19 protein-coding genes are annotated in these 22,916 nt (G+C 68.2%); 16 read left to right on the top strand and 3 right to left on the bottom strand.

Translation table 11 applies throughout. The features are described 5' to 3' along the window. Positions 1-564: 564 nt before the first annotated feature. The 16 genes from QNI11_RS13910 (at position 565) to QNI11_RS13835 (ending at position 18,579) form a co-directional block, all read left to right on the top strand. Positions 565-1,620, top strand: a complete 1,056-nt coding sequence (locus tag QNI11_RS13910) for a TRAP transporter substrate-binding protein (protein WP_100931020.1) — start codon at positions 565-567, stop codon at positions 1,618-1,620. 76 nt (positions 1,621-1,696) lie between these two features. Beyond that, positions 1,697-2,290: a TRAP transporter small permease gene (locus QNI11_RS13905; RefSeq protein WP_283980581.1), complete on the top strand. Its 594-nt coding sequence runs from the start codon at positions 1,697-1,699 to the stop codon at positions 2,288-2,290. Continuing rightward, a complete protein-coding gene (locus QNI11_RS13900; protein ID WP_100930003.1) occupies positions 2,287-3,603 on the top strand; it encodes a TRAP transporter large permease in 1,317 nt (438 codons plus the stop codon). The genes QNI11_RS13905 and QNI11_RS13900 overlap by 4 nt, the downstream gene beginning before the upstream one ends. A 252-nt stretch (positions 3,604-3,855) precedes the next feature. Continuing rightward, on the top strand, positions 3,856-4,617 hold the full coding sequence (locus QNI11_RS13895; protein WP_100930004.1) for an SDR family NAD(P)-dependent oxidoreductase: 762 nt from the start codon (positions 3,856-3,858) through the stop codon (positions 4,615-4,617). Between the two features lie 20 nt (positions 4,618-4,637). Beyond that, positions 4,638-6,425, top strand: a complete 1,788-nt coding sequence (locus QNI11_RS13890) for a feruloyl-CoA synthase (protein WP_283980580.1) — start codon at positions 4,638-4,640, stop codon at positions 6,423-6,425. Between the two features lie 536 nt (positions 6,426-6,961). Then, complete coding sequence (locus QNI11_RS13885) at positions 6,962-8,533, top strand: benzoate-CoA ligase family protein (protein WP_100930006.1); 1,572 nt, start codon at positions 6,962-6,964, stop codon at positions 8,531-8,533. Beyond that, positions 8,530-9,336 carry an alpha/beta fold hydrolase gene (locus QNI11_RS13880; RefSeq protein ID WP_283980579.1) on the top strand — a complete coding sequence of 269 codons (807 nt, stop codon included), beginning with the start codon at positions 8,530-8,532 and terminating at the stop codon, positions 9,334-9,336. Before QNI11_RS13885 ends, QNI11_RS13880 begins: the two co-directional genes overlap by 4 nt. Continuing rightward, complete coding sequence (locus tag QNI11_RS13875; protein WP_283980578.1) at positions 9,333-9,716, top strand: DUF309 domain-containing protein; 384 nt, start codon at positions 9,333-9,335, stop codon at positions 9,714-9,716. Before QNI11_RS13880 ends, QNI11_RS13875 begins: the two co-directional genes overlap by 4 nt. A gap of 112 nt (positions 9,717-9,828) precedes the next feature. Continuing rightward, complete coding sequence (gene boxC / locus QNI11_RS13870; RefSeq protein WP_283980577.1) at positions 9,829-11,490, top strand: 2,3-epoxybenzoyl-CoA dihydrolase; 1,662 nt, start codon at positions 9,829-9,831, stop codon at positions 11,488-11,490. A gap of 88 nt (positions 11,491-11,578) precedes the next feature. Continuing rightward, positions 11,579-13,030, top strand: coding sequence for a benzoyl-CoA 2,3-epoxidase subunit BoxB (boxB, locus tag QNI11_RS13865; protein WP_283980576.1), 1,452 nt, complete (start codon positions 11,579-11,581; stop codon positions 13,028-13,030). A 68-nt stretch (positions 13,031-13,098) separates the two neighbouring features. Further along, a complete protein-coding gene (locus QNI11_RS13860; RefSeq protein WP_100930011.1) occupies positions 13,099-13,479 on the top strand; it encodes a nuclear transport factor 2 family protein in 381 nt (126 codons plus the stop codon). A 32-nt stretch (positions 13,480-13,511) separates the two neighbouring features. Continuing rightward, positions 13,512-13,685, top strand: coding sequence for a hypothetical protein (locus QNI11_RS13855; protein ID WP_157815031.1), 174 nt, complete (start codon positions 13,512-13,514; stop codon positions 13,683-13,685). A 73-nt stretch (positions 13,686-13,758) separates the two neighbouring features. Beyond that, entirely contained in the window at positions 13,759-14,943 is a 1,185-nt protein-coding gene (gene boxA, locus QNI11_RS13850; protein ID WP_283980574.1) for a benzoyl-CoA 2,3-epoxidase subunit BoxA, read from the top strand. A gap of 118 nt (positions 14,944-15,061) precedes the next feature. Then, positions 15,062-15,475, top strand: coding sequence for a thioesterase family protein (locus tag QNI11_RS13845; RefSeq protein WP_100930013.1), 414 nt, complete (start codon positions 15,062-15,064; stop codon positions 15,473-15,475). Positions 15,476-15,566: 91 nt separating this feature from the next. Continuing rightward, a complete protein-coding gene (locus QNI11_RS13840; RefSeq protein WP_283980572.1) occupies positions 15,567-16,478 on the top strand; it encodes a helix-turn-helix transcriptional regulator in 912 nt (303 codons plus the stop codon). Positions 16,479-16,512: 34 nt separating this feature from the next. Beyond that, on the top strand, positions 16,513-18,579 hold the full coding sequence (locus tag QNI11_RS13835) for a 3-hydroxyacyl-CoA dehydrogenase NAD-binding domain-containing protein (RefSeq protein ID WP_283980571.1): 2,067 nt from the start codon (positions 16,513-16,515) through the stop codon (positions 18,577-18,579). Positions 18,580-18,818: 239 nt separating this feature from the next. Here QNI11_RS13835 and QNI11_RS13830 read toward each other — a convergent pair whose 3' ends face one another. The 3 genes from QNI11_RS13830 to QNI11_RS13820 all read right to left on the bottom strand — a co-directional run bounded on the left by QNI11_RS13830 (position 18,819) and on the right by QNI11_RS13820 (position 22,803). Beyond that, positions 18,819-20,225: a 3'-5' exonuclease gene (locus tag QNI11_RS13830; protein ID WP_283980570.1), complete on the bottom strand. Its 1,407-nt coding sequence runs from the start codon at positions 20,223-20,225 to the stop codon at positions 18,819-18,821. A 1-nt stretch (position 20,226) separates the two neighbouring features. Next, the gene (locus QNI11_RS13825; protein WP_283980568.1) at positions 20,227-20,721 is read right to left on the bottom strand and encodes a hypothetical protein; all 495 of its coding nucleotides are present in this window, start codon (positions 20,719-20,721) and stop codon (positions 20,227-20,229) included. A 258-nt stretch (positions 20,722-20,979) separates the two neighbouring features. Beyond that, positions 20,980-22,803: a DUF294 nucleotidyltransferase-like domain-containing protein gene (locus tag QNI11_RS13820; protein WP_283980566.1), complete on the bottom strand. Its 1,824-nt coding sequence runs from the start codon at positions 22,801-22,803 to the stop codon at positions 20,980-20,982. Positions 22,804-22,916: the final 113 nt, after the last annotated feature.

The following is a 22,916-nucleotide window of genomic DNA, read 5'->3' as shown; positions in this document are numbered from 1 at the left end:
CGCGTATCGAATGCAAGGCCGAACCGCCGCGTGCTTGGTCGCGCGGCGGTTTTTTGTTTGACGGATCAACCCGCTTGACGCCCCATGCTACACTGGTGTCTCGTCGGCACACGTTCAGGGCGCCGGATCAAAATTTTGTTTCCTAGTGGAAGATACTGGACAAACGAGACCGACTCTGGTCCCATGCCGGTAAGATGCTTCGGTGTTGCATTATAGTGCGATGTCTGCAAGATTTTGCACACTGGTCGGGATGTAGGGGAGGACATCATGGCAGTCTCACGTTCATCGCTTTTGCGGGGAAGGGCGGCGCGTCGCGTGACGTGTCGTCTGATCGCCGTGCATGGCGGTGTGCGGCACCTGTCCGGGGTGAGGGAGACTGCGCGGATGGGCTGCGGTGCGGATCATGCAATGCGTATCGCCGCCGGAGCACAGACCCGAAACCACATGCACAGACCGACCAAGGCCTTGCCGCGGCAGACAGGCACCGCCATTGTCGCGCGGCCGGGCGCCAGGAACTAGAACGCAGCCCGCAAAAGGGCTTCCGGTCATTCAGGGAGGAACATGATGACCACTCGCAGAACTTTCATTGGTGCTGCCGCGGCCTTGACCACGGCACTGCTGACCACGACCTCGGCCATGGCGCAGGAGGTCACGCTGACCCTGCACCAATTCCTGCCCGCACAGGCGAACGTGCCGAAGGACGTTCTGGACGTCTGGGCCGACAACGTCGAGGAGGCGTCCGACGGCCGCATCGAGATCGAGCGCTACCCCTCCATGCAACTGGGCGGCACCCCGCCGGAGCTGATGGACCAGGCCATCGACGGCATCGCCGACATCGTCTGGACCGTGGTGGGCTACACGCCGGGCCGCTACCCCTCGACCGAGGTGTTCGAACTGCCGTTCATGGTGTCCGATGCCCGCGCGGCGTCCTACGCCTACTGGAAGATGTTCGAGGAGCACATGCAGGACGGTGAGTTCGCCGACCTCAAGATCCTCGGCACCTGGGTGCACGGTCCGGGCATGTTCCACACCAACAAGCCGGTCACCGTGCCCTCCGACCTCGAGGGCATGAAGATCCGCGGCGGGTCGCGCCTCGTGAACGACCTGCTGACCCGCGTCGGCGCAGAGCCCATCGGCATGCCGGTCCCGGCCGTGTCCGAGGCGCTGTCCAAGGGTGTTATCGACGGGACGACCATCCCGTGGGAAGTGACTTCGGCGCTGAAGGTCCCGGAACTGGTGAAGAACCACACCGAGTTCGACGGCCCCGCGCTCTATAACCTGACGTTCGTTCTGGCGATGAACAAGGACGCCTACGAGGGCCTGCCGGAAGACCTGCAGCAGGTGATCGACGACAACTCCGGCCTCGCCTTCTCGATCTACGCGGGCGGTACGCAGGCCGACGCGGACGGCCCGGCCCGCCAGATCGCCGTGGACCTCGGCAACAACATCATCACCGTGTCCGAAGAAGACGCGGCGAAGTGGGATGAGCTGGTCAACCCGATCTACGAGAGCTGGGTGGCGGAGATGAAGGACAAGGGCATCGACGGCCAAGCCCTGATCGACGAGGCCAAAGCCCTGATGGAGGAATACGACCCCTCCATGGACACCTACGGCAAGTGAGCCGTGCCCGGGGCCGCGCAGACCCGCGCGGCCCCGGATTCACCCTTTGTAATCCGAGAGTTGGGGGATAGCTGCGATGGCCGGTCTGCACCGCATCGTCCTGGGCCTTGCACGCCTGATGGCGCTTCTTGGCGGGGCGCTGCTGACGCTACTGATCCTGATCACCTGCCTGTCGATCATCGGCCGGGCGGGGAACTCCCTGCTGCATGCGATGGCGAGCGCGGGCGTCCTGCCGGGGCTGGCGCAGGGGCTGATCGACTGGGGCATAGGCGCGATCCCCGGCGACTTCGAACTGGTCGAGGCGGGCATGGCGTTCTGCATCTTTGCCTTCCTGCCGTTCTGCACGGTGACGGGCGGGCATGCCTCCGTCGACGTGTTCACCAACTTCCTGCCGCGCACCGCCAACCGGGTGCTTGAGGTCCTGATCTCCATCCTTTTCGCCGTGGTGCTGGTGGTGATCGCAGTGCAGCTCGAACAGGGCATGGCGCGCAAGATCTCCTCGGGACAGACCACGCTGCTGCTGCAGTTCCCGGTCTGGTGGGCCTATGCCATCAGCCTTGCCGGGGCCGTCGTGACAGCCGTGATCGGCGTCTACATGGCGTTTGTGCGCATCTACGAACTTATGACCGGGCGCGTGATCGCCCCGAACGCTGTGGGAGCGGACCATTGAGCAATCTCGAGATCGGCATCTGGTCCTTCCCGGCGCTGCTGCTTCTGATCTTCCTGCGCGTGCCGATCGGGCTGGCCATGTTCTCGGCGGGCTTCGCGGGCATGTGGCTGGTGATGGGCAACACCCGGCTGCCGATGGCGCAGCTGAAGGACCTGGCCTATTCGACCTTCTCCAACTACTCGCTGTCCATCGTGCCGATGTTCCTGCTGATGGGCTATTTCGCGACCCTCGGCGGCATGAGCCAGGCGCTGTTCAAGGCGGCGGAATCCTGGCTGGGGCACCGGCGCGGCGGGGTGGCCATGGCGGCCATCGGCGCCTGCGCTGGGTTCGGCGCGATCTGCGGATCGTCGCTGGCCACCGCCGCCACCATGAGCCGCGTCGCCCTGCCGGAACTGAAGCGCTACGGTTACGACGGCGGCTTTTCGACCGCGACGCTGGCCGCGGGCGGCACGCTGGGCATCCTGATCCCGCCCTCGGTCGTGCTGGTGATCTACGCGATCCTGACCGAGCAGAACATCGCCAAGCTGTTCCTCGCGGCCTTCGTGCCGGGCGTGCTGGCCGCCATCGGCTACATGATCGCCGTCTCCGTCTACGTGCGCGTGAACCCCAAGAGCGCCGGTGTCCGCGAACCGCAGCCCATGTCCGACCGCATCCGCGCGATGATCGACGTCTGGCCGGTGCTGCTGGTCTTCGTCGCGGTGGTCGGAGGCATCTACGGCGGCATCTTCACCCCGACCGAAGGCGCGGCCGTCGGTGCACTTGGAACGGGTATCATTGCGCTGGTTAACAGGGGCCTGACGTGGCGCACGCTGCTGGAGAGCTTCACCGATACGGCGCGGTCCTCGGCGATGATCTTCTTCATCGTTCTTGGGGCGGCCTTCTACAATGCCTTCCTCGCCCGGACGCGCCTGCCGCAGGAGCTGTCGTCCTGGGTGGTGGAGCTGGGCCTCTCGCCCATCGCGGTTCTTGCGGTGATCCTGATCGTCTACCTGATCCTCGGCTGCTTCATGGACAGCCTGTCGATGATCCTGCTGACGATCCCGATCTTCTTCCCGGTGATCTCGGCGCTGGATTTCGGCCTGTCGCCGGAGAACACGGCGATCTGGTTCGGCATCCTCGTGCTGATCGTGGTGGAGGTCGGTCTGATCACGCCACCGGTGGGGATGAACCTCTTCGTCATCAACGCGATGAGCCCGGAAACGCCCATGGTGAAGACCTATTCGGCGGTGCTTTACTACGTGGTCTCCGACCTGGTGCGGGTGGTGCTGCTGGTGGCCTTCCCGGCGATCACGCTGTTCCTGCTGCCAGGCTGAGGAAAGGACAGGCGGAGTGAAACTCCGCCCTACGTCCTGTCGGCCCGTGCGGCTGGCAGGGCGATACGACAAACGGTTTCGCGCGCGTCCGGCAGGCCGGGCACGCGGATGGCCATCGGGGAAGGGGCTCTGCCCCGCTCGGCCCTTGAAGCGCCTTTGCGTTTGTGGCGCTTCACCGCTGCGCGGGCGGTCCTCGCCCCCCGAGGTATTTGGACAAGGTGAAGCAGCGGGGCTGCGAAGGAGGATCATCCTATGAAGATTTCGGGACAGGTTGCGATCGTTACCGGCGGAGCAAGCGGGCTGGGCGCCGCCACGGCGCGGCGGCTGGCGGCAGAAGGCGCAAAGGTCGGGATCCTCGATTTCGACGGCGACGGCGCCGCGGCCATGGCGCGCGAGATCGGCGGCATGGCGGTCAAGACGGACGTGGGACTCGAGGCGTCGGTTGCCGATGCGGTGGCGGAGGTCAAGCAGCGGCTGGGCGCGCCGCGGATCGCCGTGTCCTGCGCCGGGATCGGGCTGGCGGGCCGGGTCGTGGGCCGTGACGGCGCGCTGTCGACGGACCTGTTCGAGAAGACGATCCGGGTGAACCTGATGGGCACCTACTACGTGATGAGCCATGCGGCACGCGAGATGATGGCGCTCGAGCCGCTGGAGAGCGGCGAGCGCGGGGTTGTGGTCAACACCGCCTCCGTCGCCTACGAGGACGGGCAGATCGGGCAGGTGGCCTACTCGGCATCGAAGGGGGCCATCGCGTCGATGTGCCTGCCGGCGGCGCGCGAGATGGCGAAGCAGGGCGTGCGCGTCATGGCCATCGCGCCGGGCCTGTTCAACACGCCGATGATGGAGGGGCTGCCGCAGGAGACGGTGGACGGGATCGTGGCGAACGTGCCCTTCCCCCACCGTCTGGGCGATCCGGCGGAATATGCGCAGCTTGTCTGCCAGATCCTCGAAAGCCCCTACCTGAACGGCTCCGTCATCCGTCTGGATGGCGCTGTGCGGTTGCCGCAGCGCTGATCTTTCCAAGGGGATAGGCCATGGACTTGACGTATCGCGCGCACAAGGTCGTGCGGGAGGACCGGGCCGACGGGTCGATCCTGCTGACCTCGGGCTACGAGATGAGCCCGGTTGCCGAAAGGACCGGCGACTGGGTGGACCGCTGGGCCCGCGAGGCCCCTCAGCGGGTGTTCATCGCGGAGCGGTCCGGCGCGGGTTGGCGCGAGGTGAGCTATGCCGAGACGCGGGAGCGGGTGCGCGCGCTGGCGGCGGCGCTTCTGGCGCGCGGCATGGGGCCTGAGACGCCGATCGTGGTGATTTCGGGCAACGGCGTGGACCACGGGTTGCTGACGCTTGCGGCGCAATACGTTGGGGTGCCGACGGTGCCGCTGGCCGAGCAATACGCGCTGATCCCGGAGGCGCGGGGCCAGTTGCGGCACTGCGTCGAGGTGGTCCGGCCCGCGATGGTCTTTGCCGACGACGGGGAACGCTACGGCGATGCGCTGGCGCTGGAGATTTTCGAGGGACTCGAGAAGGTTGTGTCGCGCAATGCACGTGCCGGCATGACCGCGCTGGAGACGATGACGGGCGGTTCGGACGTGGGCGTGGACGCGGCGGCGCAGGAGGTGGGGCCGGATACCGTGGCCAAGTTCCTGATGACCTCCGGTTCGACCTCGCATCCCAAGGCGGTGGTGACGACGCAGCGGATGATGTGTGCCAACCAGGCGCAGTTGCTCGACGCCCTGCCGTTCCTTGGAGAGAAGCCGCCGCGGATCGTCGACTGGCTGCCGTGGAACCATGTCTTCGGCGGGTCGCACAACTTCAACATGATGCTGGCGAATGGTGGCGCGCTTTACGTCGATGGCGGCAAGCCGACGCCTGCGCTGATCGGAAAGAGCATCGAAAACAACCGCTTGATCGGCGGAACGCTGGCCTTCAACGTGCCGGTGGGCTTTGCGCAGATGTGCGAGGCGATGAAGGCGGACGCGGAGCTGCGGCAGAGGTATTTCGAAGAGCTGGACATGGTGTTCTATGCGGGGGCGTCGCTGCCGCAGGACGTCTGGGACGACCTCGAGACCATGGCGCGCGAGGTGCGGGGGGAAGTGCCGCTGATGATCTCCTCCTGGGGTCTGACGGAGACCGGACCGGCCTGTCTGATCCAGCATGAACCGACCGAACGCTCCGGCATTGTCGGCGTGCCGATGACCGGGGTCGAGGTGAAGCTCTTGCCGGACGCCGAGCTGCGCTGCGAGATCCGGGTGCGCGGGCCGAACATCATGCCGGGCTACCTGAACGATCCGCAGAAGACCGCCGAGGCCTTTGACGAAGAAGGGTTTTTCCTGACCGGCGACGCGATGAAGTTCGTCGATCCGGACGACCTGGACAAGGGCATGAAATTCGACGGGCGGATCTCGGAGGACTTCAAGCTGCTGACCGGGACATGGGTGCGCGCCGCGAACCTGCGGCTGGAATTGTTGAAGGATCTCAGTCCACTGGTGCAGGATCTTGTGGTGTGCGGTGCGGACCGCAACGAGATCGGCGTGCTGATCTTCCCGTCCCGTGCCGCGCTCGACATGGGCGTGCCCGAAGGGCCGCTGGTCTGGTCGGAGCGGCTGGCGGCGGCGGTGGCGGAAAAGCTGCGGTCGCGGGGGGAGCACGGGTCGGCGACGCGGGTGACGCGGGCGCTGGTGATGAGCGAACCGCCGTCCATGGGCGACGGCGAGGTCACGGCCAAGGGGAATCTCAACTTCCGCAAGGTGCAGAAGCGGAGAGAGGCTTTGGTTTCAAGGCTTTACGACAATGCCGACCGGCACGTGGTGCGCATCTGAGGCGTTAACCTGCATTGACGAAACCTGCGGGGTTCCGGGACCGCGCGGAGGGGTTAATCCGCCGTGCGCCCGGAGGACCACCGCATGTTGTGGGGCCTCGGCGCCGCGTCCACACCGGATGAACGGATCTTAACCATTGGCCCCGGCGCGTTATGGGACGAACCGGCCGTTTCGACCCCCCGAAACGGCCGGTTGGTAACCTTTGGCGCCCGGCGGGACGTTTCCGGTGTTGCGCGGGACGGGCCCGTCTTAACTTCTGTGCCGAACTGCTGGCACCGGGCATGTGGCAGGGGGGCGGGCTGCGTGAAACCCCGCCCTGCGCGGCGGTGCATATGCCCCGGCCGGACCGCGACGACAAATCCAGAAATCATGACCCTCATTGGCATTATATTGCTAAAACGTATCTGTGCGACCCATATTTGTTTGCCCGCAGATAATATCTTGGCAATATAGCGCACAAGCGACTCTGGGAGGAGGACCCCGGAGGCCATCTGAGGGGAGAACCCGGGGGCATCCCCGGGCGCTGGGAGGACAACATGACAGAAAATCAGAATGCGGCGCTGCATTTCGTGGACCGCCACCTGAGCGAAGGCCGTGCCGACAAGGTCGCCTTTCGCGAGGCAGCCGGGAAGACACGCAGCCTGACCTACGGAAAACTGGCGGAACGCTCGGACCTCGTGGCCGGGGCGCTGGGCGCGGCGGGCATCCAGCCGGAGCAGCGGGTGGCCTGCCTCGTGCTGGACCAGATCGAGTACCCGGAAATCTTCTGGGGCGCGCTCAAGGCCCATGTGATCCCCATCGCGCTGAACACGCTGCTGACGCCGGAGACCTATGACTTCATCCTGCGCGACAGCCGCGCGGTCTGCCTGTTCGTCTCGCGTGAGCTTTACGACGCGGTGAAGCCGGTGCTGGCGGAGAACCCCTACCTGCGGCACGTGGTGGTGATCGGTGACGACACGCCCGAGGGGTGCCTGAACTACGAACGCTGCCTCGAGGGTGCCGAGGCCGCGCCGGTGGCGCAGGTGAGCGAGGACGAATGTGCCTTCTGGCTCTATTCCTCGGGCTCCACCGGGCAGCCGAAGGGGGTGCGCCACGTGCATGGCGCGCTGAAGGCCACGGCGGACACCTATGGCGCGCAGGTGCTGGGCATCCGCGAGGACGACGTGGTGTTTTCCGTTGCGAAGATCTTCTTCGCCTACGGGCTGGGCAACGCCATGACCTTCCCGATGTCGGTGGGCGCGACGACGATCCTGTTCAACGGGCGGCCGGTGCCGGACGTGGCGGCGCAGATCATCCGCGACGAGAAGCCCACGATCTTCTGCGGGGTGCCGACGCTTTATGCCGCGACGGTGCACTGGCTGGAAAAGCACGGCGTGCCGGAGCACCGGCTGCGCGCCTGCATCTCGGCGGGCGAGGCGCTGCCGACGGAAGTGGGCAACGCCTGGCTGCGGCTGTGGGGGGTGGATATCCTCGACGGTGTGGGGTCGACCGAGATGCTGCACATCTTCCTGTCGAACCGGCCCGGCGACGTGGTCTACGGCACCTCCGGCATGGCGGTTCCGGGCTACGAGCTGCGCTGCGTCGACGAGGACGGCAACCAGATCCTGCCCGGCGGCGTGGGCGAGCTGCTGGTGCGCGGCGCCTCTGCGGCGGAGGGCTACTGGAACAAGCGGTCGAAAAGCCGCGCGACCTTCGAGGGCGAGTGGACGCGCACCGGCGACAAGTACGAGATCACCGAGGAGGGGCGCTTTGTCTACTGCGGGCGGACCGACGACATGTTCAAGGTGTCGGGCATCTGGGTGTCGCCCTTCGAGGTGGAGCAGGCGCTGGTGGCCCATCCCGGCGTGCTGGAGGCGGCGGTCGTGCCGTGGCGCGACGAGGACGACCTGGAAAAGCCCAAGGCCTTCGTCGTGCTGAAGGAGGGCGCGGATGCGGCCGAGGTCACCGGCGCGCTGAAGGAGTTCGTCAAGGCGCGGGTCGGCGCGTGGAAGTATCCGCGCTGGGTGGAGGTGGTGGAGGATCTGCCGAAGACCGCCACCGGCAAGATCCAGCGCTTCAAACTCAGGGCGCAGGCGGCGCCAAAGAAGGACATGGAGGGCGTGGCATGACATGGCCGGTAGAGATCAGGGCAGGCGGCAAGCGGCTGGAATGCGCGGGCTTCGGGCCGGGGCCGGATGAGGCGCCGACGCTGGTGCTGCTGCACGAGGGGCTGGGGTCGCTGGCGCTGTGGCGGGATTTCCCGGAGCGGCTGGCCAAGGCCACCGGCTGGGGCGTCTTCGTCTGGTCGCGCGCGGGCTATGGCCGGTCCGAGGCGGCGGAGCTGCCGCGCCCGCTCGACTACATGACGCGCGAGGCGGTGGACGTGCTGCCGGAGGTGCTGGATGCCATCGGTTTCCGGCGCGGCGTGCTGATGGGCCATTCCGACGGCGCGACGATTGCCGCGGAATACGCGGGCTCGGTCGAGGATTTCCGGGTGCGCGGGCTGGTGCTGATGGCGCCGCATTTCTTCACCGAACCCGGGGGGCTGGCGTCCATCGCGGAGGCGAAGGACGCCTTTGCCTCGGGCGGTCTGCGCGAGAAGATGGCGAAGTACCACGACGACCCGGAGGCCACCTTCCGCGGCTGGAACGACGCCTGGCTGGCGCCGGGGTTCCGCGACTGGCACGTGGGCGAGGTGATCGACTACTGGCGTGTGCCCTGCCTGGCGATCCAGGGGGCAGATGACCAGTACGGCACGCTGGCGCAGATCCGCGAGATCGAGAGCCGGTCCTATGCGCCGGTGGACACGGTGATCCTGCCGGGGGTGAAGCACGCCCCGCAGGCGGAGGCGCCGGAGGCGGTGCTGGAGGCTGTGGCCGAGTTCTGCGCGCGGCTTGCGCGGATCGAGGCGGCGGAGCCGGAGGTGGCGTGAGCTTCACGCCCTATGTGCCGGGCCTTACGCCGCGGCCGCCGGACGGTGCCTATGACGCCTTGAAGGAGGTCTCGGTCCCCCTGGCGGACTGCCGCGCCTGGCGTGAGGGGCTGCGGTTCTACCGGAAAGGGGCCTTCTGGGAGGCGCATGAGGTCTGGGAGGCGGTCTGGATGGCCGCGCCCGAGAAGTCGGCGGAGAAGCTGATGGTGCAGGGTGTCATCCAGCTGGCCAACGCGCGGCTGAAGCGCCGGATGGGGCGCGACGCGGCGGCAGAGCGGCTGGAGGGCATGGCGCGGGACCTGATGCGTGAAGCCTGGGCGCGGGCCGGAGGGGCGGTGATGGGCGTGGCGCCGGGTGATGGCGGGATTTGTGAATTATAGTGCATTAATCGCGTGAAGGCGGTCATAATTTTGGTACTATAGTGCGAAAACAGCATTGAGGGCACAGGTTTTTGCGGTATAGTGCCAGCAAGCGCGGGAGGAGAATACGGCGATGACGAAGCGAATCGATTTCCAGGTCGATCCCACGGCCTACAAGCACTGGAAGGTGCATTACGACGGCCCGGTGGCGCACCTGCACATGGATGTCGACGAGAACGGCGGGCTGTTCGACGGCTACCAGCTGAAGATGAACTCCTACGACCTGGGCGTCGATATCGAGCTGGCGGACATCGTGCAGCGGATGCGTTTCGAGCACCCGGAGGTCAAGGTCGTGGTGATGAAGTCCGACAAGGACCGGATCTTCTGCGCGGGCGCCAACATCCGCATGCTGGGCGGGGCCAAGCATTCGCACAAGGTGAACTTCTGCAAGTTCACCAACGAGACGCGCAACACCTTCGAAGCGGCGGAAGAGGACAGCGGCCAGAAGTACATCGCGGCGGTCAAGGGCGCCTGCGCAGGCGGCGGCTACGAGCTGGCTCTGGCCTGCAACCACATCATGCTGACCGACGATTCCTCGTCCTCCGTGTCGTTGCCGGAGGTGCCGCTGCTGGCGGTGCTGCCGGGGACGGGCGGGCTGACCCGCGTGACCGACAAGCGCAAGGTGCGCCGCGACCGGGCGGACGTGTTCTGCTCGACCGAGGAGGGGGTGCGCGGCAAGCGGGCGCAGGAATGGAAGCTGGTCGACGAGGTGATCCCCAACTCGAAGTTCGACGCGACGGTGGAGGAGCGGGCGAAGGAATTCGCGGCGGCCTCGAAGAAGAAGGATGTCGGCAAGGGCATCGTGCTGACGCCGCTGGACCGGACGTTCCACGAGGACGGTTCCGTCACCTATTCGACCGTGGAGGTTCAGGCCAACCGCGCGGGCCGCACGGTGACGATCACCGTGAAGGGCCCGGAGGGCGAGGCGCCCGCCGACATGGCGGCGTTCGAGGCCGAGGGCGACCAGTCCTGGATGCTGCGGGCGGCGCGCGAACTCGACGACGCGATCCTGCACCTGCGGCTGAACGAGCCGGAGCTGGGCCTGATGGTCTTCAAGACGCAGGGCGATCCGGAGAAGCTCCTGGCGCATGAGGCGCTGCTGATGTCCGACAGGGCGCACTGGCTGGCCAACGAGGTGCTGCAGTACTGGAAGCGGGTGCTGAAGCGGGTCGACGTGACCTCGCGCTCGATGGTGGCGCTGGTGGAGCACGGGTCGTGCTTTGCGGGTGTGCTGGCCGAACTGCTCTGGGCCGTGGACCGCAGCTACATGATGGAAGACGAGTTCGAGGGCGACAACCGGCCCATCGCCACCGTCACGCTGTCGGACGCCAACTTCGGCCCGATGCCGATGGCGAACGGGCTGACACGGCTGCAGACCCGGTTCCTCGACGACGATGCCGCGCTGGGCGTCTGCGCGGAGGCGAAGGGCGAGGCGCTGGAGGCCGAGGCGGCGGAGGAGGCAGGCCTTGTCACCATGATCCTCGACGACATCGACTGGGAGGACGAGATCCGCATCTTCCTCGAAGAGCGGGCGTCGTTCAGCCCGGACGCGATGACGGGGATGGAGGCGAACCTGCGCTTCGCCGGGCCGGAGACCATGGAAACCCGGATCTTCGGCCGCCTGACCGCCTGGCAGAACTGGATCTTCATCCGCCCGAACGCCGTGGGCGAAAACGGGGCGCTGCAGCGCTACGGCACCGGCGTGCGGGGCGAATACAACATGGAGCGCGTGTAACGGCGCGAGGCAGAAGACTTTTCGTCCGAAAAGTCTTTGAGGGGCAGAGTTTTCGTCGAAAACTCTGCATCACCGAGGAGGACTTGGAATGCTTGACCTGATCAACGTGAGCTACGACACCCAGATTCCGAACAACGTCGGGCTCTCCGGTGACAAGAAGGTGCTGAAGGCGCTGGAGCGCTGGCACCCGGGCTACATCAACTGGTGGAACGACCTGATCCCGCAGAACTTCCAGGAATCGATGGTCTACCTGCGGACCGCCGTGTCGGTCGATCCCAAGGGCTGGGCGAAGTTCGATTACGTGAAGATGCCGGAGTACCGCTGGGGCGTCCTTCTGGCGCCGCAGGTCGAGGACCGGCGCATTCCCTGCGGCGAGCATGCGGGCCAGCCCGCGTGGCAGGAGGTGCCGGGCGAGTACCGCAACATGCTCAAGCGGCTGATCGTGATCCAGGGCGACACGGAGCCGGGCTCGGTCGAGCAGCAGCGGTTCCTGGGGCTTACCGCGCCCTCGCTTTACGACATGCGCAACCTCTTCCAGGTGAACGTGGAGGAGGGCCGTCACCTCTGGGCGATGGTCTACCTGCTGTTCAAGTATTTCGGCAAGGACGGGCGCGAGGAGGCGGACGACCTGCTGCGCCGCTCTTCGGGCTCGGACGAGGCGCCGCGGATGCTGGGCGCCTTCAACGAGGAGACGCCGGACTGGCTGTCGTTCTTCATGTTCACCTACTTCACCGACCGTGACGGCAAGATGCAGCTTGAGAGCTTGGCGCAGTCGGGCTTCGACCCGCTGTCGCGCACCTGCCGCTTCATGCTGACCGAGGAAGCGCACCACATGTTCGTGGGCGAGACCGGCGTGGGCCGCACGATCCAGGCGACCTGCGAGGCGATGAACAAGGCGGGGATCACCGATCCCTACGACATCCACAAGATCCGCGAGATGGGCGTGATCGACCTGCCGACGATCCAGAAGAAGCTGAACCTGCATTACACGCTGTCGCTGGACCTTTTCGGGCAGGAGGTGTCGACCAACGCCGCCAATGCCTTCAACGCGGGGATCAAGGGCCGCTACATGGAGACCCGGATCGACGACGACCACCAGCTGAAGGGCGACACCTACGTGGTGCGCACCGTCAAGGACGGTCTGATCGTCGCGGAGGAGGTGCCGGCGCTGACCGCGATCAACATGCGCCTGCGCGACGATTACGTGCGGGATGCGGCGGGTGGCGTGGGCCGCTGGAACAAGGCGATCGAGAAGGCCGGGATCGATTTCCAGCTGACCCTGCCGCACGAGGCGTTCCACCGCCAGATCGGCATCTTCTCGGCGATCAAGGCGGACCCGGAGGGCAACATCCTGTCCGAGGACGACTGGGCGAAGCGCCGCGACGAATGGCTGCCGTCGAAGGCCGACGGCGATTTCATCCAGTCGCTGATGAAGCCGTGTTACGAGCCGGGGCAGTTCGCCTCGTGGATCGCGCCGCCGAAGGTCGGGATCGACAACAAGCCGGGCGACTTCGAGTACGTCAAGCTGCACATGGCCTGAGGCCGCGGGCCGGGTCCGGGGGCGCGCGTCGTGGCCCCGGACCTTCGGAAGGACAGGAGAGGGCTGCGATGAGCGACCCGGCGACCAACACGGCCAGTGCCAAGGCCTTCTACGACATGATGTTCAACCAGTGTCGTCCGAGGGAGGCCGTCGCGGCCTACGTGGGCGCCGAGTACATCCAGCACAACCCGCATGTCGCCTCCGGCAAGGAGGGGTTCATCGCCTACTTCGAGCGGATGGCCCGGGAGTATCCCGGCAAGCGGGTGGAATTCGTGCGCACGGTGGCGGAGGGGGACCTGGTGGTCCTGCACTGCCACCAGGTCTGGCCCGACGAAGAATACGCGGGCATCGACATCTTCCGTTTCGACGCGGCGGGCCGGATCGTGGAGCACTGGGATGTGCTGCAGGTGCTGCCCGAGACATCCGCGCATGGCAACGGGATGTTCTGAGAGACATTGAAACGGGTCGGGAGGGCCTTGGGATGCAGATGGAACGCAAGATCGGTCACGCACCGCGCGTGGCGGCACTGGGCGAGGAGTTCCTTGCCGGACAGGGGGGATGCCCGGGGTGCATCGGCTGCACGGGCTGCCGCGGGCTTTGCGCGCAGCTGATCGAGATGCTCTCGGTCCCCGAGGCGGTGCTGCGCCGCGACTGAGCGCGGTCCTGGCCCCTTGCCCACCCAGACAGTCACAGAGGTGTCCCCGGCGCGGGACCCCGTGGGAGGATTGATGAACAAGCCGCTGAAACAGCACCTGATCGACCCGGAGATCTGCATCCGCTGCTACACCTGCGAGATGACCTGTCCGGTCGAGGCGATCGCCCATAACGACGAGAACGTCGTGGTGGACCCGGACAAGTGCAACTTCTGCATGGACTGCATCCCGGTCTGCCCCACGGGGTCCATCGACGAGTGGCGGGTGGTGCGCGAGCCCTATTCGCTGGACGCGCAGTTCGGCTGGATGGAACTGCCGGAGCAGGAGGACCTGGGCGCCAACGAGGCGGAAACCGGGCTCGAGGCGCTGGACGAGGCGATGGCCGCGCTTCTGGCGGAGGCGCATTCGGGGGCGGGCGGCAAGGCGAAGGCGCCGGCCTCGGCGGCGAAGGCCACGGTGAACCTCTATACGCTGGGCAAGCCCGCGACCGCGAAGGTGACGGGCATCGTGCCGCTGACCAAGGACCCGGAGCACGACGTGCGCCACATCATCCTCGACTTCGGCGGCCAGCCCTTGCCGGTGCTGGAAGGCCAGTCCATCGGGATCGTCCCGCCGGGCGCGGACGCGGAGGGCAAGCCCTTCCTGCCGCGGCTTTACTCGGTGTCGAGCCCGCGCGACGGCGAGCGGCCTAACTACAACAACGTGTCGCTGACGGTGAAGCGGGAGAAGGGCGGGCTCTGCTCGAACTACCTGTGCGACCTGAAGGTCGGCGACGAGGTGCGGGTGACGGGGCCCTTCGGCGCGACCTTCCTGATGCCCGACGACCCGGAGGCGCGGCTTCTGATGATCTGCACCGGCACCGGCTCGGCGCCGATGCGCGCCTTCACCATGCGGCGCCAGCGCACGGTGGGCGGCAGGTCGGGGGGCATGGTGATGTTCTTCGGCGCGCGCACGCCCGACGCGCTGCCCTATTTCGGCCCGCTGAAGAAGGTGCCGGAGGCGCTGCTGGAGCAGCACCTTGTCTATTCGCGCCAGGGGGAGGCGAAGGAATACGTGCAGGACCGGATGCGCGCCGAGGAGGACCGGGTGGCGGAGCTGCTGGGCGATCCGAAGACCCATGTCTACATCTGCGGCCTGCGCGGCATGGAGGAAGGGGTCGAGAAGGCGCTGACCAACATCGCCGAAAGCATCGGTCAGCAATGGACGGCGCTGCGCGACGGGATGCGCGACGAGGGGCGCTATCACGTGGAGACGTACTGAGCGGGCGGGGCCGTGCGTGGGGGCCAGCCCCCACCCCCCCGGAGTATTTCGGAAGCAAAGAAGCAGGGGCGGGGTCGCGGTTTTTCCGGCCTTTGGCCGATGGTCGCAGGAGTGGGGTATGGGGCAGCCGTTCGAGCATGAGATCCGGGTGACATGGGGGGACTGCGATCCGGCGCGCATCGCCTATACCGCGCGCATCCCCTGGTTCGCGCTGGATGCGATCAATGCCTGGTGGGAGGAGAAGCTGGGGGACGGCTGGTTCCAGATGGAACTGGACCGCGGCGTCGGCACGCCGTTCGTCAACATGACCATCGACTTCCGCAGCCCGGTCACGCCGCGCCACCGGCTGATCTGTGCCGTGCGCCCGGTGCGGCTGGGCGAGACCTCGGTGAGTTTCGAGGTGCTGGGGCGGCAGGACGGGGTCCTGTGTTTCGAGGGGCGCTTTACCTGCGTGTTCATCGATGCGCCCACCTTCCGCAAGGCGCCGCCGCCGGAGGATATCCGGGCGGTGGTGGAGGCGCATCTGGACTGAGGGGCGTGTGTGATGTGGGGGCCGGTTTGGCGTTGCCACCGCGGGCGAAGCGGCTAGTGTGTGCACTATAATTCATAACGGTGCGAACGGGATGAGCAAGGCTGGGCCTCTGACACAGGACATGGCGACGCGCGGGGCGGAGGCGGACCGGGCCGTGGAGGCCCTGCTGGCCCGCGTGGGCGAGCGTGTCCGCCGCGCCCGCGAGGCGCGTCATATTCCGCGCCGCGTGTTGTCGGAGATGTCGGGCGTCTCGCCGCGTTACCTCGCGCAGCTGGAGACCGGCGAGGGCAACATCTCCATCGGGCTTCTGACCAAGGTGGCCTGCGCGCTCGACCTGTCGGTGGAGCGGCTGGTGGGCGAGGACGATCCGTGGTCGTCCGAGGTGCTGCGCATGTCCGAGCTGTTCCGCCGCGCCGACCGGGGGATGCAGGCCCGCGTGCTGGCCATGCTGGAGGCGCAGGCGCCGGAGGGCGCGCGGGCGCAGCGGGTGTGCCTTGTGGGCCTGCGCGGCGCGGGCAAGTCGACGCTGGGTCGGCTGGCGGGCGAGGCGCTGGGCGTGCCGTTCCTGGAGCTGAACGCGGAGATCGCGCGGATCGGCGGGATGCCCGTGGCGGAGATCATGGCGCTTTATGGGGCCGAAGGCTACCGGGAGCTGGAGGCGGAGGCGCTGGAAGGCGTGATCTCGGCCCACGAGCGGATCATCCTGGCGGTCGGGGGCGGGCTGGTGGCGGAAAGCGCCACCTACGAGCGGGTGCTGGAGCGGTTCCACACGGTCTGGGTCAAGGCCTCGCCGGAGGAGCACATGGCGCGGGTGCGCGCGCAGGGCGACCTGCGGCCGATGGCCGGTCAGCCCGAGGCCATGCAGCAGCTGCGCACCATCCTGCGGGCGCGCGAGGTGCTGTACGAGCGGGCGCATGCGCAGCTCGACACCAGCGGCGCCGGCCTTGACGAGAGCCTGGAGGCGATGAAGGCGCTGCTGGCGGACGAGGGATTTCTGGACTGACAGGTGGCAGGGGCTGCCGCGGAAGGAGTGACGGATGGCTGTGAGCTGCCGCAGAGAGGGCACGGCCCTGATCGTGACATTGGACAACCCGCCGGTGAACGCCATCGGCCTCGCGGTGCGCGAGGGGCTGGCCGCGGCGCTGGAGCGGGCCGGGACGGAAGAGGCGCTGAGCCGCGTGGTGCTGACCGGCGCGGGCCGGGCCTTTGCCGCGGGCGGCGACGCGCGGGAGTTCGACGCGCCCGCCGTGGCGCCGCACCTCAACGACATCGTGGCGGGCATCGAGGCCTGCGAGGTGCCTTGGGTGGCGGCGATCAACGGCGTGGCGCTGGGGGGCGGCTGCGAGCTTGCGCTGGCCTGCCGTTACCGGATCGCGGCGCCGGGGGTGCAGATCGGTCTGCCGGAGGTCACGCTCGGCGTGGTGCCGGGGTCGGGCGGGACGCAGCGGCTGCCTCGGCTGATCGGCATGGCGGCGGCGCTGGACATGATCCCCACGGGCAAGCCGGTCAGCGCAGAGAAGGCGGAGGCGCTTGGGCTGGTCGACGGGCTGGCGGAGGACCCGCTGGCGGTGGCCCTGGGGCTGGACGTGGGGACGCTGGCGCTCGCCACGCCGGTCTGCGACCTGCCCGCGCCTGAGATGGACGCAGAGGCGGTGGAGGCGGCGCAGGCGCTGGCGGCGCGGAAGATGCCGCAGCAGGTGGCGCCGCTGACGGCCATCGCGCTGATCGCCTCGACCCCGGCGGTGACGCTGGCGGAGGGGTTGGCGGAGGAGCGCACCGCCTTCCTGACGCTGCGCGCCGACAGCCAGGCGCGGGCGCTGCGGCATGTCTTCTTTGCCGAACGGGGGGCCAAGGCGCCGGCGGGGCTGGAGGCCGCGCCGGGCGACACCGGCCACGTGGCGGTTGTCGGCGGCGGCACGATGGGGGCGGGGATCGCCTACGCCTGCCTGAACGCCGGGCTGCGGGTCACCCTGCTGGAGACCGACGCCGACGGGGTGGCGCGGGCGGAGGCGAACGTCGGGAAAATCGTCGAGGCCTCGCTGAAGCGCGGCCTGATCTCGGCGGCGGGCGCAGAGGAGCGCCGCGCGCGGCTGGCGGTGACATCGGATTACGCTGCGGCGGCGGGCGCGGGGCTGGCGATCGAGGCGGCCTTCGAGTCGATGGAGGTGAAACGCGAGGTCTTCGGCCGGTTGCAGGCGGCGCTGGCGCCGGACGCGGTGCTGGCGAGCAACACCTCCTACCTCGACCTGAACGAGATCGCGCGGTCGGTGGACGATCCGTCGCGGGTGGTGGGGCTGCACTTCTTCGCGCCCGCCCACATCATGAAGCTGCTGGAGATCGTGAAGGGGGAGGCGACCTCGGACAGGGCGCTGGCCACGGGCTTTGAGCTGGCGAAGACGCTGAGGAAGGTGCCGGTGCTGGCCGGGGTCTGCGACGGCTTCATCGGCAATCGCATCCTTGCACGCTACCGCGAGGCGGCGGACACGGTGCTGATGGACGGCTCCACGCCCTGGGAGATCGACGAGGCGATGGTGGATTTCGGTTACGCCATGGGCCCTTACGAGGCGCAGGACCTGTCGGGGCTGGACATCGCCCACGCCAACCGGCGACGGCAGGACGCAACGCGCGACCCGGTGCGGCGCTACATTCCCATCGCCGACCGGATGGTGGAACTGGGCAAACTGGGGCGCAAGACCGGGGCGGGCTGGTATCGCTACCCGGGGGGCGGCGGCAAGGTGGAGGACCCGATCGTGGCGGACCTCGCGCTGGAAGAGGCGCATTTCGCCGGGATCGCGCGCGTCGACTACGCACCGGACGAGATCCGCGAGCGGCTGCTGCTGGCGATGATCAACGAGGCGGCGGACATCCTGGGCGAGGGGATCGCGGCCTCGGCGTGCGACATCGACCTGGTGACGGTCTTCGGCTACGGTTTCCCGCGCTGGCGCGGCGGGCTGATGTGGTACGCGGACGAATGGGGCGTGCCGGAGATCGTGGCGAAGCTGAAGGCGCTGGCGGAGGAAGACCCGGTCGTCTGGAAGATTTCGCCGGTGCTGCAGGACTGCGCGGCCACCGGAACGCCGCTGGCGGAGTGGCGGCGCGCCTGAGGGGTTTCGCCTCGCTGGCGCGAGGCGACCGGCGCGCCCTTCGGGCGCGATGGGGGCTTTGGCTCTGAAGCGTTGGCTTGCCGGAGGGGGCGCGAGGGCGTGGAGGCCCCGCCTTTTCAGGTATTTATGACCAAGATGAAGGGGAGCGCGTGCCTTGTCCTTCATCTTGGCAAAAATACCTGACTTCGCCGAGATGGTCAGTCCGCGTGCCGTTCGGGCAAGGGGGCGGCGGTTGCCACTCAGTTCATGTCTTCGATCAGGCGGCCGTGGCGTTTCGTTTCCGCGAGGACGTCCGAGAGCGTTGCCATGCCGCGCGCCTCCAGCATGGGGAGCATGCGGCTGAAGACCTCTGCCGTGGCGTGGGCGTCGCCCAGTGCGGTGTGGCGCAGGTCCGGCGGGATGGTCACGGCGAGGCGGTCGCAGAGCGCGTCGAGGGTGTGGGTCTGCGAGGCGCCGAAGAGGATCGCCGACAGCAGCACGGTGTCGAGGATCGGGTGGGTCCATTCCACGCCCATGCGTGCCTTGTGGCGGTGCAGGAAGGCCATGTCGAATGGCGCGTTGTGTGCCACGATCACGCTGTCCCGGGCGAAGGTGTGGAAGCGGCGCCCGGCCTCGGCGATGCCCGGGGCCGTGGCGACCATTGCATCGGTCACGCCGTGCACCTTCGAGGAGGCGGGCGGGATCGGGCGGCCCGGGTTGACGAGCTGGTCCATGCGCTCGCCCGGCACGATGCGTCCGTTGACGATGCGCACCGCGCCGATCTGCACGATCTCGTCCTTGTGGGGCAGGAGGCCCGTCGTTTCGGTGTCGAACACCGTGTAGGTCAGCCGTCCGAGCGGCATGGCGTCGAGCGCGCCGGACGCCTGGTCGAGCAGGGCGAAGTCGTAGGTCAGGGGGCGGGCGGCCTCGGGCGGGAGGTCGAGGAGCGAGGCATCCACGAGGATGATGTAGCCGCCGCCGTCCATCGGGCGCAGCCTGGCGTCGTAGCTTTGCGCGCCGTCGTGGCCGGGCAGGGTGGCCGTGACCTCGCGCCCGGTCCTGTTCATCTGCCTGCGCAGCCCCGCCAGCGTCGCGCCGTCGAAGTAATCGGTCACGGGCGCGTTCAGCCGGGGGATGCCCTGCGAGGCCAGCACCTCGGCGGCCTGCCCGTCGTAGAGCACGATCTGGTCGGCGCTGCCCACGAGGATCGTGGCGACGGGGATCTCGGTCAGCAGCGCGGTCAGGCGGGCCTTCTCGGATTCGAGCCGCGCGGTTTCGGCGGCGATGCGGTCGGCGCTGGCCAGCGTGCTGGCGGAGAGCTGGGAGCTGAGCGCCGAGGCGGCGGGGCCGAGGTCGCCCAGGTAGCGCGCGGCGTCGGCGTCGACGCGGGTGGCGATCCCGGCATGCGCCCGGGCGCGGAGTTCGGCAGAGAGGCGTTCGATGGGCTTTGCCACGTTCTCGTCGAACAGCAGCCAGATCCCGGCGCAGAGCGCGGTGAAGCCGAAGGCGATGAGGATCGCGGCGAGGGTGAAGCCGTTGGCGTCATCCGTGCTCAGCGCCCGTGTGTAGCCGAACCAAAGCGCCGCGCCCGCCAGCGCCGTGCCGCCGAGCGCGATCAGGCAGAAGAACAGGAAGATCCGCAGTCGGAGGCTGAGGCCGGAGAACATGTCACGCCGCCTCGCAGACGGTCTGCACGATCGGGTCGTCGGCGCCCACGTCGCGCCAGACCGGGGGCGAGTCGTCGCCGAGGGCCGGGTCGGCGCGGCGCCCGGTGTCGCAGTCGATCATGATGTCGACGATGGTGACGGGTTTCCAGCGGCCGAAGAAGTAGAGCTTTGTCAGGAAGGTCTGCGGGGTTTCCATGTTGGGCCTCAGGCGCCCGGTCTCGACCGCGACGAAGCGGTCGGTCATCGGGACCACGTAGGTCCATGGCCGCCACGGCGCGCTGGAGGTGACGGATTGCGCCACGGTCAGCCCCTCGGGCAGGTTGTCCGCCATACGCCCGTACCAGCTGTATTCGGAGGAGATCGTCGCCGCCAGCATCGCTGCCCCCGCGCCAACGGGTATCAGCCATTTCGGCAGCCGCGTGACCCGCGTCAGCAGCAGCATGGCACCGGCCCCGGCGAAGCCCGCGAAGATCACGGCCAGTAATTCCAGGAACATCGTCTCTCCTCCTTCACGGGGTGTGCGCCGGACGGGTCCGGGCCTTGCCCCTTGTCCTTCAGCCCCGCGGGGACGCCCTGGGGCGCCGCGCGGGGGGCGACGGACGCGCCCATGCCGTCGCGTGGCCCAGCCTGTCCGCGGCCTGCGCGGCCACCGGACCTTTCATCTTTTGCACCGCGCCGCCGCCTGCCCGGGGCTTCGCCGGTTCGCGGCCTGAAAGGCCCCCCGGACCTTTCATCAGCTGGGCCGCACCGCCGCTCACCCCAGCATACCCTTACCGTGTCCCAGTGCCGATTGCAGCGACTTCACCACGACGAAGGCGTTGCGCAAATGACTTCGCTCAAAGTCGGAGAGGCTGGAGGGCGCGAGGTAGTTGTCCGGGGCCTCGCCGGCCTTGGCCTGCCGGGCCTGATGTTCCAGCCGCGTCTCGGCGATCAGGTCGTAGGCGTCGATCAGGTCCTGCCCGCCGCTCTGGCTGAGCACGCCCGCGGCGACCGCCGCCTCCAGACGCGCGCGGGTGTTGGCCATGGCCAGCCGTCCCTGCAGGGCATACACGCGGCCGAGGTCCACCACCGGCACGACGCCGGAATGCTTCAGGTCGATGCGGTTCTTGTATTCGCCCGAGCGGATCGTGGCGAAGCCGCGCAGGAGGCCCAGCGGCGGCGTGTGCTTCAGCGAGTTCGACACCATGTGCGCCACGAAGATCGAGTTCTTCGAGGCCTCGCGCAGGGTGTCGTGCTGCAGCGTGTCGAGCAGGGCGGGGTCGCCGCCGATGGCGCGCAGGTCGAACATGACGGAGGCGAGCATCTGCGCCTCTGGGCTGGGCTTGCCGATCCAGTTGCGGAAATAGCCGCGCCAGGTGGCGAGCGGCTGGCACCAGCGCGGGGCAGAGGCCATCATCTCGCCCGGGCAGAAGACGTAGCCGCAGGCGTCGAGGCCGGTTGTGACCTCCTGTGCCAGCGCGGTGAAATAGGGGCGCATGTCCTCGGTGAAGTCGTCCGAGAGGATCAGCACGTTGTCCTGGTCCGAGACGCCGGTCTGCTCCTGCCTGCCCTGGCTGCCGCAGGCGGCCCAGAGGTAGGGGACCGGGGGGCGGCCCAGCCTGGCCTCTGCCAGCGTCAGGAGCCGCCGGGTGGCGGTGTCGGCGATGTCGGTGATCAGCCGGGTCGTGACCTCGTGCCGGTTGCCGCCCGCGACGAGCTGCACCAGCAGTTGCGGGATGCGGGCGGTGACGCGGGCCATGGCCTGCACGTCGCCGGCCTGCGCGATCTCGGACACCAGCTCGGCCGAGGTCATCGCCTGGAAGCGGGTCAGGTCGGTCTGGGTGACCATGCCGACGAGGCGCGGCCCCTCGGTGATCGGCACGTGGCCGATGCGCCGCTCCATCATCATGTGCAGCACGTCGGAGCCTATGGCAGAGGGCGGCAGCGTCACGGGTGCTGCGGTCATCACCCGGGTCACGGGCGTCTCGAGCGGCAGGCCGCCGCCCACCACCTTGCCCGAGAGGTCGCGGACCGTGGCGATGCCGCGCAGCATGCCGTCCTCGGTGATGCAGATCGAGGAGACGTGGCGCTCGTCCATCATGCGGGCCGCCTCGCGGACGGTCGTTTCGGGCGGGCAGGTGAGGGTGCGGGTGGCCATCAGCGTCTCGACCCGGCTGGTGGCGAGGTCGGCGCGCCGGGGCTTGGCGGCGCGGCCCCGGTCGAAGAACTTCGCCACGGCGGGCTGGGTCTCGACGAGGCGCAGGAAGTCGGGGCGGGGCAGGACCAGCAGGAGCGAGTCCTCGGTCGTGCGGGCGGAGGTCACGGCGCGGCCGTCGCGGGTCAGGCCGCGTTCGCCGAAGGAGTTGCGCGGTCCCAGCGCAGAGATCTGCACGTCGTTGCGGTCGCGCACGGCGACGCCGCCGGAATGGATCAGGTAGAGCCCCTCGAGCGGGGCGTCGAGTTCGTAGACCGGCTGGTCCGCGGCGATGCTCTGCGGACGGAAGGCGGGCAGCAGCTCCTCGAGCACCTCGGGCGCAAGCGCGTCGTAGGGGTGGACCGAGGTCAGGAACCTGCGCAGGGCGTCTTTGTCGATCGGCATCACGGGTCCTTTGCCAAGAACGTGTGCCCGGCATAGCGCGGGGCCTTGCGGAAAGGGAAGGGACGTCGCGCCCGGTCGGGTCTTTTCGGGGCCGCCGCGGCCCGGCCTGCGCG

The sequence above is a fragment of the Sagittula sp. MA-2 genome, assembly GCF_030126985.1.
GTDB lineage: Bacteria > Pseudomonadota > Alphaproteobacteria > Rhodobacterales > Rhodobacteraceae > Sagittula.
The sequence above is the reverse complement of the archived record's forward strand: the minus strand, read 5'-3'. Positions and strand labels throughout refer to the sequence as shown.

What these genes read in the sequence shown, in the direction of transcription:
- QNI11_RS13820 (WP_283980566.1), bottom strand. Translation starts at nt 22,803, where the DNA reads ATGCCGATCGACAAAGACGCCCTGCGCAGGTTCCTGACCTCGGTCCAC.
- QNI11_RS13830 (WP_283980570.1), bottom strand. Translation starts at nt 20,225, where the DNA reads ATGTTCTCCGGCCTCAGCCTCCGACTGCGGATCTTCCTGTTCTTCTGC.
- QNI11_RS13840 (WP_283980572.1), top strand. Translation starts at nt 15,567, where the DNA reads ATGAGCAAGGCTGGGCCTCTGACACAGGACATGGCGACGCGCGGGGCG.
- QNI11_RS13885 (WP_100930006.1), top strand. Translation starts at nt 6,962, where the DNA reads ATGACAGAAAATCAGAATGCGGCGCTGCATTTCGTGGACCGCCACCTG.
- QNI11_RS13860 (WP_100930011.1), top strand. Translation starts at nt 13,099, where the DNA reads ATGAGCGACCCGGCGACCAACACGGCCAGTGCCAAGGCCTTCTACGAC.
- QNI11_RS13835 (WP_283980571.1), top strand. Translation starts at nt 16,513, where the DNA reads ATGGCTGTGAGCTGCCGCAGAGAGGGCACGGCCCTGATCGTGACATTG.
- QNI11_RS13910 (WP_100931020.1), top strand. Translation starts at nt 565, where the DNA reads ATGACCACTCGCAGAACTTTCATTGGTGCTGCCGCGGCCTTGACCACG.
- QNI11_RS13845 (WP_100930013.1), top strand. Translation starts at nt 15,062, where the DNA reads ATGGGGCAGCCGTTCGAGCATGAGATCCGGGTGACATGGGGGGACTGC.
- QNI11_RS13905 (WP_283980581.1), top strand. Translation starts at nt 1,697, where the DNA reads ATGGCCGGTCTGCACCGCATCGTCCTGGGCCTTGCACGCCTGATGGCG.
- boxA (WP_283980574.1), top strand. Translation starts at nt 13,759, where the DNA reads ATGAACAAGCCGCTGAAACAGCACCTGATCGACCCGGAGATCTGCATC.
- QNI11_RS13890 (WP_283980580.1), top strand. Translation starts at nt 4,638, where the DNA reads ATGGACTTGACGTATCGCGCGCACAAGGTCGTGCGGGAGGACCGGGCC.
- QNI11_RS13880 (WP_283980579.1), top strand. Translation starts at nt 8,530, where the DNA reads ATGACATGGCCGGTAGAGATCAGGGCAGGCGGCAAGCGGCTGGAATGC.
- QNI11_RS13855 (WP_157815031.1), top strand. Translation starts at nt 13,512, where the DNA reads ATGCAGATGGAACGCAAGATCGGTCACGCACCGCGCGTGGCGGCACTG.
- boxC (WP_283980577.1), top strand. Translation starts at nt 9,829, where the DNA reads ATGACGAAGCGAATCGATTTCCAGGTCGATCCCACGGCCTACAAGCAC.
- QNI11_RS13825 (WP_283980568.1), bottom strand. Translation starts at nt 20,721, where the DNA reads ATGTTCCTGGAATTACTGGCCGTGATCTTCGCGGGCTTCGCCGGGGCC.
- boxB (WP_283980576.1), top strand. Translation starts at nt 11,579, where the DNA reads ATGCTTGACCTGATCAACGTGAGCTACGACACCCAGATTCCGAACAAC.
- QNI11_RS13895 (WP_100930004.1), top strand. Translation starts at nt 3,856, where the DNA reads ATGAAGATTTCGGGACAGGTTGCGATCGTTACCGGCGGAGCAAGCGGG.